Below are 13,177 nucleotides of genomic sequence, written 5' to 3' on the forward strand. Positions count from 1 at the left end.
TAAATAAGTGTTAAAATTTATGAAAAATACATTTTTTTTAACTTAAAAATTATTTTAATGTGATTTTTTCGCTTAAAAACATCAATGATTAACAACTTTACGGTTTTTCCTCAACACCTTTGAAGAAAACACTTACTTTTACAACTATGCAAGCAGCTAAAATTTTAGAGGTTACCAATTTGAAAATTTCATTTTTTAACAATAAAGTTGAAAACGAAATTATTCATGGTATCTCTTATAATTTATTTCCCAATGAAATATTGGGTATTGTAGGCGAATCGGGTTCGGGTAAGTCTGTGTCTACGTTAGCCATAATGGGTTTACTGCCTAAAAATATTTCGAGAATAACGGCTGGTTCTATACGGTTTAATAATCTGGATTTAACGCAGGTAAGGCCAAAAGAGTTTCAGAAAATTCGAGGTAACGATATTGCTATGATTTTTCAAGAGCCCATGAGTTCTTTAAACCCATCTATGCGTTGTGGTGAACAGGTGCGCGAAATTTTATTACAGCACACTAATTTATCGAAAGCAGATACGAAAATAGAGACCATCAATCTTTTTGAGAAAGTAAAACTACCTAATCCAGAGCGTGTTTTTAAAGCCTATCCGCATGAAATTTCGGGTGGTCAAAAACAACGGGTTATGATTGCGATGGCCATTGCTTGTAAACCCAAAATTTTAATTGCAGATGAACCTACAACCGCTTTGGATGTTACGGTGCAAAAGGACATTATTATTCTTTTAAAGGAGTTGCAGCAAACGGAAGGGATGAGTATTGTGTTTATTTCGCACGATTTGGCTCTTATTTCGGAAATTTCAAATCGGGTATTAGTTATGTACCAAGGTCGTGTAGTAGAGCAGGGACCTGCAGCAGAAATTTTTACCAATCCGCAACATATTTACACCAAGGCATTAATTAACGCCAGACCGGCTTTAAATGTGCGCTATAAACGTTTGGCCACCATAAAAGACTACATGGCAAATACCATAAATAAAACGGTAATTACGGCCTTGGAACGTGCTAAAAAGCACGAAAAAATATATGCCAAGGAACCGCTGTTGCAGGTACGCAACTTGGATAAAACTTATTTTTCCAAAGCAGGTTGGTTTAATAAAGGTGAGGCATTTAAAGCTGTTAATGCTGTAAGTTTTAATTTGTATGAAGGCGAAACTTTAGGTTTGGTGGGCGAGTCTGGTTGCGGGAAGTCTACTTTGGCCAATGTAATTTTGCAATTGGATAACCCATCGGCAGGTAATATAAGGTATAGGGGTGCAGACATAACTACCTTATCAAAAAGTGCTGTAAGAGCTTTACGTAAGGATATTCAAATTATTTTTCAAGATCCGTATGCCTCTTTAAATCCGCGTATTCCTGTTGGCAATGCCATAATGGAACCTATGAAAGTTCATGGTATTGGAAGTTCCAATGCAGACAGAAAAACACGTGTTTTAGAATTATTGGAGAAGGTTGGTTTGGATGCGTCTTGTTTTTCGCGCTACCCGCATGAGTTTTCGGGTGGGCAACGCCAACGCATAGGCATTGCCCGAACCATTGCTTTGGAGCCTAAACTAATTATTTGCGACGAATCTGTTTCAGCCTTGGATATTTCTGTTCAGGCGCAAGTACTTAATTTACTTAATGATTTGAAGGCTAATTTTGGGTTTACTTATATTTTTATTTCCCACGATTTGGCAGTAGTTAAATACATGTCTGATACCTTAATGGTAATGAATAAAGGAAAAATAGAGGAGCTAGGAGATGCCGATGCAATATATGCCCATCCGAAGCAAGCATATACTAAAAAGCTTATTCATGCTATTCCAAAAGGATTATAGCATGAATAATTTTTTAGTGAGGTACATAACATTTTTTATGAATGTACCGGTGTTGTAAACGCGCAACATAAAATTACTCTGATAACTAATAGGTGTTTTAGATAAATTTGTTTGCGCATTCATAAGTTAGGTAAATGGTAGATTTGGCGTGCCTAAAATAGGTATTATAATAGATTTGGGGCTTATTACAACGACAATTAGTTAGCACTAATTTTAAATACTTATTATTTTAATACATTACTAATGTAGGAATTATTTTGAAAAAATAGGTCTAAAAGCACAATATTTCGTTGTATAACATGTTTTTTTAACATTTAAGCTTGGTTTTCCTAGTTTAATTCGGATAATTCTATCTTTTTAAATAAAAAACGCCACTTACCAGTGGCGTTTTTTCTGTGTTAATTTTTATCCATAAAGGTTTTCTAAAACCTCATTTTACAAATTAAGGACTTCAAAAGTGTGTGGTAAATCTAAATATTTTGCCATACAGGGTGTTCCTAATTCGCTTGTGCTGTGTTTAGGGCGCCTAAAGTTGTTGCTATAGGTTTTTACAGGGCGTTTATATTTTTAAATATTGGTCAAGTTCAATGCTGCTAAAGCGTCATTTCAGGGATGGTGCCTTCAATAATGAGCGTGCCTTCCGTTGCTTTTTGAATGGCTTCTACAGAAACCCCCGGAGCCCGTTCTAAAAGTTTAAAACCCTTATCGGTAACTTCAATTACGGCCAGATTGGTTACAATTTTTTTAACGCAACCCACACCGGTTAGCGGTAAGGAGCAACGTTTTAGTAGTTTCGATTCGCCTGCTTTGTTTGTATGCATCATAGCTACAATAATGTTTTCGGCACTCGCTACTAAATCCATAGCGCCGCCCATACCTTTTACCATTTTACCGGGAATTTTCCAATTGGCTATATCGCCATTTTCCGCTACTTCCATGGCACCTAAAATAGTTAAATGCACATGTTGGCCGCGAATCATGGAAAAACTCATGGCCGAATCAAAAAAGCTGGCACCGGGTAGGGTGGTAATGGTTTGTTTTCCGGCGTTAATAACATCGGCATCTTCTTCGCCTTCAAAAGGAAAAGGCCCCATGCCAAGCACGCCATTTTCACTTTGAAATTCTACTTCTATATCGTCTCGCACGTAATTAGCAACCAGAGTTGGAATACCAATTCCTAAATTTACGTAGTAACCGTCTTGAACTTCCTGTGCTATGCGTTTTGCTATTCCGTTTTTATCTAACATGTTTTAATAATTTGAAGATTTGTTGATTTGATGATTTGAAAATTAGCCATGTTTACGGCTTGATATTATTTTCGACATAATTTAATTATAGATTTCAAATCGTCATTAATTAGTTTGTCTGGCGTTGTATAATGCTGTGATTGTTCACATAACTTTAACCAATACTGTAATTCATCTGCTTCTTTATCCGCAATTTTAAATTTATGAACAAAATCTTTTTTGCTCTCTGCATTCTGTGCTTCTGCTACGTTAGCACCAATAGATGTTATATTTCTGAATATTTGAGAAGCCATTTCATATTTATGATTCTTTCTAATTTCTTCAGAAAAATCAATGATAATTTGAAAGTTAGCGTCACTATAATATTTTTCTTAACGTTGCTCATCTTCAAATTTTCAAATCATCACATCGTTTAATCCCTTTTTCTAACCGTACGTTGTTCAATGCGTTTTTCGTAGTTTTTGCCTTCAAAAATACGCTGCACAAAAATGCCCGGAATATGAATTTGGTTGGGGTCCAATTCTCCTACGGGTACCAATTCTTCCACTTCAACAACCGTTATTTTAGCGGCGCCACACATATTGGGGTTAAAGTTTCTGGCGGTTCCTTTAAAAATTAGGTTACCAGCTGTATCCCCTTTCCAAGCTTTTATAAAGGCAAAATCGGCTTTAAAGGCATGTTCTAATACATACATTTTACCATCAAATTCGCGGGTTTCTTTTCCTTCGGCAACTTCCGTACCATAACCAGCAGGCGTGTAAATAGCCGGAAAACCAGCTTGTGCTGCACGACAACGTTCAGCAAGTGTACCTTGCGGAATTAATTCCACATCTAATTCACCACTTAACATTTGACGTTCAAACTCATCATTTTCACCAACGTAAGATGAAATCATTTTTTTAATTTGGCGTTTGTGTAGTAGTAATCCCAATCCAAAATCGTCCACGCCAGCATTATTAGAAATGCAGGTTAACCCCTTTACTTCCAATTCTACCAATTTAGCGATACAATTTTCTGGAATACCACTTAATCCAAAACCGCCCAACATACAGGTCATATTATCCGTTACGCCTTTTAAAGCTTCGTTAACATTGGCAACTTGTTTATTAATCATAATCTATTTTTTTACTTCCGAAAAATACAAAATAAAAAAGCCATTCGGAAGGGAATGGCTTTTGAAATTTTTTGTTTGAATATTTAAAACCTGTATTCCATTTTCAATAATACAAAACGTGGTAATAATCTAAATTCTGTTGATGAACTACCAATATCACTAATATTAAAATTTCTAAAAGTTTTAGTATTAAATAGGTTTTTTCCTGTTATTCCTAGTGTTAATTTATTTTCTATCAATTTGTAACGTGCATCAAAATCTAAAAAGTAATACGTATTATCATTTAGTAAATTCCCAAAATAGTAACGCTCTGATTGAACTTGTACATCAAATGCTTTACTGAATAGAAAAGTCAAATCTAAAAAACTGATATTATCTGTAAATGAATTTTTAACAGTTGTTTCTATTTCCGTTGTCATCCACTTTGTGCCCAAATGGAAATTAAAAACACCCTTAAAGCCAGACCTAACTTCTAGACCTAAATGATAATTATTTGAGTTAACCTGCCTTAAACTAGAGCCATTAACACTATTTTTAAAATCGGTTTTGGTATATGCTAAAACCAATTTTAAATTTGAGGAGATGAATTTAAAATAGTAATCTAATTTTGAATTAACATTTATAAACTCCCGATTATTAATTAGTATTTTCTCTGTTTGGGTAACGTTTTTATCAATTTGTGTGTTTGTTGAAAAGAAATCATAGTTTTTACTATAAATAACAAATGTATTTGCAAAAAAACGATCGCTCCAATTCCCTAATTGGTAATTAATAACAAAGCTTGAAGCGTCTAGTTGATTAAAACTTCCTGTTCCTTTTTCAAATGAACGAAAACCTGTTAATACAAAATCACTAAAAACATTAATAACTTTTGCGTTGGTAGTATTATAGGAATATGAAGACGTTATTTTATTTTTATCGTTTATTTCCCAATCGAATCCAATACTTGGGTTGACATAAAATGGTGATTGGCTGTCAGAAACATTATTATTTTCTAAACTGTTAAAAAGCTGATGAACTGCTAATTGACCTATAATTCCAAAATTATTAACTTTTAAACGGTATTTACTTTTTATATATATATCATTAACCAAATAAGTCGTGTTGTTTTGGTAACCATTGGGTTGCTCTAAAACCAAATCATCTTCCAATATTGAAAAAGCACTTAAAAGTTTATCCTTTCTAAACGTATTCCCAATTTGCAATTCTAATAAACTTCCGCTTTTTTTCCGATTTAAAAGATGCGCATTGACACCTAAAAATTCCATTTGTAAATCGCCTTTTTGAGTTACGTTATTTGCTGTGGATGTATTTGGAAATAAACCTGAATAAAAAAACTGATTAAGACTATAATGCTGTGGTGTTTTTTCGTGAATAAAACGACCTGTTAATAGAAACACATTATTATCTTTAAATTTATTGGTATAGTTTATTTTTTGATCGACAAGCGTGTTTTGATGTTTTAAACTCTCCGTGGTTGAAACACCATTAAACACTAAATTAGAACTATCATTAAAATCACCAAAATTATATTTAGTCGTTGCTTCTAGCATTTTGGTTTTGGAATAATTATAAATAATATCAAGTTTTCCAAAAGCTATTACTTTTTTATTTTGGATTTTATACTGTTCTGTATTTATAAAATTTACATTGTTAGTATTTACAATATCTATGCTATTTCTGAAAAAATCGTTTTCATCCCAATTAAAAAATCCCAATGTTTTTATTTTCAATTTTTCTGTTGGATTAAAAATGGCATTTAAAGATACCAGTTCAGCATTATTAAAATTAGTTCTGCTCTCTTTAAAACTCAAGTTGTTAGGTGATATGTTTATCAAGGACCTTGCGCTCTGATTGTCTCCAATACTTGCAGGTTCATTCATTCTAAAGGGTCTAATTAAGTTTTCTATATCTCCTGTGGCATCATAACCTACGGTATTAAAATTAGTAAAAAAGTAGTATTTATTCTTTTTTCCAAAGTTCATTAAATTCCCTTTAAGCTCATAAAAATTATCGTTACCCAAACTCGCTTCTATGGTACCAAACCAAATATGTTTTGCATCATCTTTTAGCTTTAAATTTAAAGCAACTTTATCACTTTCTTCAATATTTTTTAGCAACCGATTATTAGAATAATTTTCCAAAACTTCAATTTCTTTAATGGGATAAGCTGGCATATTTTTGGATAAAACTTTATAGCCCTTCTCAAATAAATCATCGCCATCTACCATCAGTTTTTCAATTTCTTTGTTGCCTACTTTTATAGTGCCTTCATTATCAATTTCTAAACCTGGAATTTTTTTTAAAAGCTGTTCAACTGTTTGTTCTGTCCCATTTGAAAATATAGCAGCATTAAAAACAATAGTATCTTTTTTTACAATAATGGCTTCCGGTGATTTAATAATTACTTCATTTAAGGAGTATGGTTTTTCAATTAAAACTAGTGATTTAGTAATGACCTTTTCACCAGGAATAATAGTAATAGGAATGGTTTTAGAGTGATAACCCATAGAGGTAAATACTAGATTATATTTCCCTTTAAGATTCGTTTGAATTTTATAAATACCGTTTCTATCCGTGTACGAAAAAGCTAAAATAGATTTGGATGTACTATCCTTTAATACGATGCTAGCAGAAGCTACCGCACCAAGACTATCAGTAACAATACCTGTTAATAATGTAGTTTGAGAAAAACAAAAATTACAAATTAAAACAAAGATAAATACAGTATAAACTCTATTTAATCTGTTTCTGTTTCCCATTCGTAAATTATTTCTTTTTGTCTATTTCTTGCTGGAGGTGTAAATTTAAATTTACTATTTCTTGGTACTTTTGTCGCAATTACTTTTTCTTTGTCTTGATACAATTTATCTTTAAGGCTTATAAATTTTCGTAGTTCTATAGTTTGTTCAGCTTCGGGCTTTAGTATTTCTTCTTGATCTGCTAGCACAACTTTTTTAGCGAAAAAATACAGTTGGTTTTTATCATCCTTCGCCTCTAATATAACACCAGGTAAACCATTTAATTTCCAAGGCCCAAAGGGTAATGGAATTTCATTAGTAAACCAAACTGTATAATTTCGACCTCTAAAAATACCAGTAGCTTTTTGGCAATTAAATTGCCCTATATTTTTGGTCTCGGTGATTAATTGCCAAGCTATTTCAGGGATTACTTCTTTAACTACATATGCTTTTTTAAAGAAAGTTTCAATACTATATAAGGAGTCTTCTTTTTTACTGAAATAGTTTGTTGGTCTAACATCTAATTCTTTCATTACCGCAATAGTTGTATTCCCTTTATCATCTTCACTATAAACCTTATCCGTAATTTTATTGGAAGTCTTTAACTCCGTAAACAAAGATGCTTGTGTATTAAAAATTAATGTACATAATTAACACCAAGATTTTTAATATAACCGTACTCGATATAACCACTATTTTGAGATTGTAAAGAAAACGTTATGAGTAATATAGTTATTATTTTAAAGAATTTCATTTTATGTTTTGTGTAAAAGTCACAACCACATCACGTTTAAGCTAGTAGTTGTGACATTATAAATGTATTTATATACAATTTAAATCATCATCCAAGCAATTAAATATGCATAAGCTTCTGCTACCTCACAATCACCCGTATCATCGGTGTAAGTTCCAGTTCCTACCTCTTCACCATTGTGAAATATGGTTACAGTTATTGAACAAGTATCTTTATCTAAAACAATATCGTCTTTCTCTAAGGATTCATAATTGTTAACAGCATTCAAATTTGCTGACATAAAGAATGTTAGTGCTAAAATTCCTATTATTTTTTTCATAATTTCTAAAATTTTAAACCTGTATAAGTTTATAGACAGGTTGATTAATAAACATTTTTGGCTTATTGTAAAGCCTTGAAGTTTTAACTTTAGAAGTTTTGTTGAAGTTATTGTTTTGAAGTATTGTGTACGTTATCCATAATAGAATATAAATAAAAAACTGACGCCAGTTTAAGATCTCGATCATGCTTCGAGCAACCATTTTAGAAACTTCAAATCTAAAACAATTCCTCTCGGCTTTTCAAACCTAAAAAAAAAAATTACAATTTACACAAGCCTTTTTAGAGAATTTTACGCATTTCATCGAAAACTCAAAAACCCGTTACGGTTTTCCCGTAAAAAGGTCTGGTTTTAGCACTTTGGGGTTTTTGAGGGTTTGTGTTTTTTGGTTCTCGATACATTCATTTGAGCTGTTGCTCAAATGAACACTCGAACTGACGGAAATTTTAATTAGCTTTTGAGTAAGGGTTATTGGGTTATTAAACAATCGTTATTCTTAAATCATTAATACATTTTAAGAAACATCATGTTACAACTTATAAGAAATGGTAAACATAAATATTCTTGGCATGATAAAGGTTTTGCTATCACTTATATAAAAACTAGAAAATGAATTTTGCTGTTTAAATTCGGTGTTAAAAATGTTTGAAATACCCATTTCAAAACCCCAAGGACTATTTTCTGTTTGGTAAAAAAGCGATGTATTGGCGTTGTCAAATTGATTGTTTATGCCTGCTGTTTTATTCTTATAATTGTTGAATGTGTAATCGGCTTTGAAAATAAAATCGTTTAGAAAATCATATTCTAAAGCGGTGAAAATCTCATTGTTTTCAAATTTTGTTTTGTTTCCAAAGGCTTGATAATTACTAAAATCCTTGGTGTAAGCAATTTCGAAATTCGGCCAATTTTTAAAAAATGATTCTGCGCTAATCGTGGAAGAAACGCCTTTAGAAATATTTAAATTTGTTTGATTATTAACCAACTGATAAAAATCATTATAGGTAAAGCGACTTTTAAATTTATAGCTAATTTTTCTAATTTTCTTATTAATGGCACCATTTACCGTCCACGTATGCTCTGGTTGATTGAACATAATTTCCGAATTAAATTGTTCAATACCATTTAACTGCGTAACGGTTTTAATTTGCTCAATTTTTTTAGTTAAGTTCGTCCCAACATTTAAATAAAAACCTTTAAAAAAACTAAATTTAGAATAATTTAAACTAGCTGAATGATACAATTGATTTTCCAAACTCGTGTTCCCTTTATAAACCCTATTAAAGTTAGATAGTACAAAATTGTCTGCAAGCTGGTCAACACTTGGAAAACGCGCTTGTAACTGGTATTTAAAATTAATTTTTTCGCTATTATTAAATTCAATTTTAGTTGAAAATTGGGGTAATAATAAGGCTTTACTTTTAGAGTCTTTATCATTAAATTGGCTGGTGTTCCATAAATAAACATGATAGTATAGAGCCGGTTTAAAGGTGGCTATACCTATTTGAAACTTATATTCTAAACCTATAAAGGGATTAACAAATTGGTATTGAAAATCATTACCAAAACCAGCACTTGAAAAATTGTTGATGCTGCCATCACTCAATAATTGCACGTCATTTGAATACAGGTTATCAAAAGCGGCATTAATACCAATACTTGTATATAAATGATTAAAACTATTTAATACCCAATAATCCTTAACTATAGCATTGGCCACATGGGTTTTTATTTTTTTTGTTTGACGAATAGTATAAAAATCATCGGTTTCCAACGGGATTAACCCTTGTAGGATTTGCTGATTCGTTTGCCAATTAACAACAGGTTTATTATTTTGGAAAGTATACGACGCTTCTAAAGTACCAGTATGACTGTCAGTTAGTTTTTTACTGTAACTAACCTGCTGTTTCAGATTGATATTTTTAATATCAGATTGCGTTGCTATTTGGTTGTTTTGCACAGGATTTATAGTTGAAATAAATCCTTGACTATCATTGTTAGAAATCTTTACAAAACTATTATAACTCAAATCTTCTTTAAAACTTGGTTTGTATTCATAGGTTAGTTTTCCGATGGTGAAAAAAGTATTTACTGTGTTATTGCTTGTTCTATCTTCTATAAATGGTGTGTCATTATCTAAATAAGCCGTATTCGTTTCGGTTTGTGTTTCTATTTTGGCATTATTAGTAATAACATAAGCACTTATATCCGAATTTTTACTTATGGATTGCCTAATATTTCCAGCAGCAAATTGGTTGGTATTGGATTTATAATCGTTATTGTTTAAATACCTGGAAAAATCGCTATTAAACAAATTAAAATAACTCCCAACATCGTCCATGAGTTTACCAAAACCTCCTTCAAACTCTAAATAATCTCGAAAAGTAAAACTCTTAACACCTGTATTATTCAAATCGCCTATAAAATTCAAGGTTGTTTCTGGACTATAGTAAAATATGTTTGGATGCACCACATAACGTTTTTTTATTCCAGTTCCCGCTTCTACATCGCCAAACACAAACTTCTTTTTATCTGCTTTCAATTTTATGTTCATGGCCAAGGTCTCACTATCTTTTAAGCCTTTCAGCATAGCAACTTCATTATAATTATCTAGCATTTCTACCTTATCAATGGCATCGGCAGGAATATTGTTTACGGCTAGTTTACTATTTCCAGTAAAAAAGACTTTATCTTCAACCAATACTTTGGTTACACGCTTCCCGTTGGATGTTACGTTACCATCTCTATCCACCTCAACACCAGGTAATTTTTTTAAAACATCGCGTAGTTTGTGTTCTTCGCCTGTTACAAATTTATCCGCTAAATATATAATGGTGTCTTTTTTTACGGTTACAGGTGGTGTGTAGTGCAGCTCTACTTCTGTAAGTTGATTTAAACTTTCTTTCAAAGAGTAATTTTTAGAAATATCTGTTTCGGCTGTGACTAGTGTAAACGTTTGTGGCTCGTATCCCAAATAACTAACTGTAACTTCATACGTTTGGTTCATCTCTAATTTTAAGAGATAGTTACCTGCTTTATCGGTAATTGAAAAACGCATATCGGCATTTTCAGCATCTGGAACAGCCAGAATATTAGCATATTCTAATGGGTTTTGGAGCGTATCTTTAATAACGCCTGTTACCTCAATATTCTGGGCTTGTAAAACTACATGTGCCAAGAAAATGATAGCAGAAGTCAGTATATATTTCATGCAATGACACTTTGAGTTTAGAAATAATAATTACCTTCCAGAATTTTCTTTTAAAGTAGAAAAGGAAATAGTTTGCTGTTTTTGATAGTCCTCTTTACTTATAGTTTCACCTTCAGGCCAATTGATAACAATGAGTTTTTTAGGATTTAAGACGACTTTTTTAGCTACAAAATGCACAATATGGTCTTTATATTCCAAAACCAGACCAGGTAAATTGCCTACGTATTCTTTTGGCCCAAATGCTATTGGTATTTGTGGAGTGTACCAAACTTCAATGGCAACGGTTTCTTCATTCATTAATTCCTTGTATGCCATGGCTTTGTAACAAACATAATCACCAATTTTTTTAATATTTTTTGTTAATTTCCAATCAATGTGTTCAAGGTTACTTTCTATATAAAGATCGGTACTTGAGTTATCTTGTAAAATTTGTTTTTTTAGTAATAAATTGGTGTAATAGTCACCTTGAGCTACCGCTCTTACAGCTAACATTTTATTTCTATCCAAACCTCCCAATGCCATAGCATTAACTAATCCAAATTTAGATTTGAATCCATTAAAGCTTAATTTACATTCAAAATTTGATGCTGTTTCAGCCATACTACTAAAAATTTGAAGGGCTGATTTATTTGATTCTCTTTTATAACGTTCTGCAACTGCATTATAAATTGGCTCTAAACTTACAGAATAGGTGACCGTCCCAGAAACTTGATTGCCTTGTGCAAAACCATTTAAATGGATTAAGAGAATTAAAGTAACGAAAAAATATTTTTTCATATTGGGGAAAATTAAAAAACCATATTACAAATGATTTATATTTAATAACTTATCAATATTATAATTGCTTGCGTACCCAATATATATTCATTGTGTGAATCCGATACTGCTTAATTACAAAATAAACAACGAATTATAATTTATCTTTTTAAATCATCTTTAAAAGATTGTAAATTTTGAGTGGAAATTTTACTATATTCTAATTCAGAAATAACAGTACCTTTTTTTGGAAATTCAATTGAATAATTAATATTCTCAAAACTAATTTTTTTTGCTTTAAATATTAAAGTGTTTCCATATTCTAATTCCAAAATCAAACCAGGAAGTTTACCATATTTTAAAGGACCAAATGGAGCGGCTATATTGGGAGCATACCAAGCAATAATCTTATGGTTATTATTTCTAATAATTTCGTTAGTAAACGCCAAATAGCATTTATATTTACCTATCTGCTTAGTTTCTTTAGTTAAACTCCACTCAATATCTTTCTTTTCTAAATTTATTAAATAAGTTTTTCCTCCTCGATTTATTTCAAGAACTTGATTATTATTAACAATATCGGTAAAGTAAATCCCTTTACTTCCAATCATTTTTGCCATAGCATAAAAAGTAGGCGATATGTTTTCTGGAAGGATTGATTTTTGATGTCTAAATACAGACTTGTTATGATTGAAAATCAACTCTAAATTAACACTTTCCGAAGCCTCCGAAATATTATTTAGAATTTCTTTTGTTTTATCAGGTGTATTATTTTGATTGTTTTGAAAAAAAATTTCTAGACTATATTCTACTTTACCTCCACCGTTTTGAGCAAAACTTGAAAAACAATAAAGCAGGAAAATATTAATCAGTATATGCGTTGTTTTCATAATTGATAATATTAAACTTTCTAAACTAATGAAAATTGCACTAATTTAGAAAGTCAAATTAATTTATATATTTAGACTAACAACTACCATCCCATGCCCATCCTTCACATACTGCATAAAAACCATTGCCTAAACAGCTTATAATATCATCAGACAGAGGACTATTATCCAAAGTTTCAACAAAATCAAAAGTTTCCTCAACACAATCCTTTTTTTGTATGATTTCTTTAGACGTGGCTTCAATCGTTGTCATACTCATCATAAAGATAGTCAAACAAAAAATACTCAATAATTTTTTCATAATTTCTAA

The 13,177-nt window shown here is 31.5% G+C and carries 11 protein-coding genes; 1 reads left to right on the top strand and 10 read right to left on the bottom strand.

The features are described 5' to 3' along the window. Positions 1-146: 146 nt before the first annotated feature. The gene (locus tag ACFSQP_RS07185; protein ID WP_376893203.1) at positions 147-1,838 is read left to right on the top strand and encodes an ABC transporter ATP-binding protein; all 1,692 of its coding nucleotides are present in this window, start codon (positions 147-149) and stop codon (positions 1,836-1,838) included. Positions 1,839-2,431: 593 nt separating this feature from the next. Here the strand turns inward: ACFSQP_RS07185 and ACFSQP_RS07190 are convergent. From ACFSQP_RS07190 to ACFSQP_RS07235, 10 genes are all read right to left on the bottom strand, one after another. Further along, on the bottom strand, positions 2,432-3,085 hold the full coding sequence (locus ACFSQP_RS07190; RefSeq protein WP_376892860.1) for a CoA transferase subunit B: 654 nt from the start codon (positions 3,083-3,085) through the stop codon (positions 2,432-2,434). Positions 3,086-3,150: 65 nt separating this feature from the next. Beyond that, positions 3,151-3,378, bottom strand: coding sequence for a four helix bundle protein (locus ACFSQP_RS07195; RefSeq protein WP_376892862.1), 228 nt, complete (start codon positions 3,376-3,378; stop codon positions 3,151-3,153). Positions 3,379-3,497: 119 nt separating this feature from the next. Continuing rightward, positions 3,498-4,199 carry a CoA transferase subunit A gene (locus ACFSQP_RS07200; protein WP_376892864.1) on the bottom strand — a complete coding sequence of 234 codons (702 nt, stop codon included), beginning with the start codon at positions 4,197-4,199 and terminating at the stop codon, positions 3,498-3,500. 83 nt (positions 4,200-4,282) lie between these two features. Beyond that, the gene (locus ACFSQP_RS07205; RefSeq protein WP_376892866.1) at positions 4,283-6,961 is read right to left on the bottom strand and encodes a carboxypeptidase-like regulatory domain-containing protein; all 2,679 of its coding nucleotides are present in this window, start codon (positions 6,959-6,961) and stop codon (positions 4,283-4,285) included. Continuing rightward, positions 6,940-7,557: a GLPGLI family protein gene (locus ACFSQP_RS07210; RefSeq protein ID WP_376892868.1), complete on the bottom strand. Its 618-nt coding sequence runs from the start codon at positions 7,555-7,557 to the stop codon at positions 6,940-6,942. Before ACFSQP_RS07210 ends, ACFSQP_RS07205 begins: the two co-directional genes overlap by 22 nt. A gap of 216 nt (positions 7,558-7,773) precedes the next feature. Then, positions 7,774-7,974, bottom strand: a complete 201-nt coding sequence (locus tag ACFSQP_RS07215; protein WP_376892870.1) for a hypothetical protein — start codon at positions 7,972-7,974, stop codon at positions 7,774-7,776. 568 nt (positions 7,975-8,542) lie between these two features. Further along, a complete protein-coding gene (locus tag ACFSQP_RS07220) occupies positions 8,543-11,221 on the bottom strand; it encodes a carboxypeptidase-like regulatory domain-containing protein (RefSeq protein ID WP_376892873.1) in 2,679 nt (892 codons plus the stop codon). Positions 11,222-11,251: 30 nt separating this feature from the next. Next, a complete protein-coding gene (locus ACFSQP_RS07225; RefSeq protein ID WP_376892876.1) occupies positions 11,252-11,998 on the bottom strand; it encodes a GLPGLI family protein in 747 nt (248 codons plus the stop codon). A 140-nt stretch (positions 11,999-12,138) separates the two neighbouring features. Next, positions 12,139-12,867 (bottom strand): GLPGLI family protein, encoded by a 729-nt coding sequence (locus ACFSQP_RS07230; RefSeq protein ID WP_376892878.1) that lies wholly within the window; start codon positions 12,865-12,867, stop codon positions 12,139-12,141. 76 nt (positions 12,868-12,943) lie between these two features. Next, positions 12,944-13,168, bottom strand: coding sequence for a hypothetical protein (locus ACFSQP_RS07235; protein WP_376892880.1), 225 nt, complete (start codon positions 13,166-13,168; stop codon positions 12,944-12,946). Positions 13,169-13,177 lie beyond the last annotated feature (9 nt).

This window comes from Bizionia sediminis, assembly GCF_042684585.1.
Classification (GTDB): domain Bacteria; phylum Bacteroidota; class Bacteroidia; order Flavobacteriales; family Flavobacteriaceae; genus Algorimicrobium; species Algorimicrobium sediminis.

Coding starts and splice junctions, on each gene's coding strand:
- ACFSQP_RS07220 (WP_376892873.1), bottom strand. CDS start 11,221: ATGAAATATATACTGACTTCTGCTATCATTTTCTTGGCACATGTAGTT.
- ACFSQP_RS07185 (WP_376893203.1), top strand. CDS start 147: ATGCAAGCAGCTAAAATTTTAGAGGTTACCAATTTGAAAATTTCATTT.
- ACFSQP_RS07230 (WP_376892878.1), bottom strand. CDS start 12,867: ATGAAAACAACGCATATACTGATTAATATTTTCCTGCTTTATTGTTTT.
- ACFSQP_RS07225 (WP_376892876.1), bottom strand. CDS start 11,998: ATGAAAAAATATTTTTTCGTTACTTTAATTCTCTTAATCCATTTAAAT.
- ACFSQP_RS07235 (WP_376892880.1), bottom strand. CDS start 13,168: ATGAAAAAATTATTGAGTATTTTTTGTTTGACTATCTTTATGATGAGT.
- ACFSQP_RS07200 (WP_376892864.1), bottom strand. CDS start 4,199: ATGATTAATAAACAAGTTGCCAATGTTAACGAAGCTTTAAAAGGCGTA.
- ACFSQP_RS07195 (WP_376892862.1), bottom strand. CDS start 3,378: ATGGCTTCTCAAATATTCAGAAATATAACATCTATTGGTGCTAACGTA.
- ACFSQP_RS07205 (WP_376892866.1), bottom strand. CDS start 6,961: ATGGGAAACAGAAACAGATTAAATAGAGTTTATACTGTATTTATCTTT.
- ACFSQP_RS07190 (WP_376892860.1), bottom strand. CDS start 3,085: ATGTTAGATAAAAACGGAATAGCAAAACGCATAGCACAGGAAGTTCAA.
- ACFSQP_RS07215 (WP_376892870.1), bottom strand. CDS start 7,974: ATGTCAGCAAATTTGAATGCTGTTAACAATTATGAATCCTTAGAGAAA.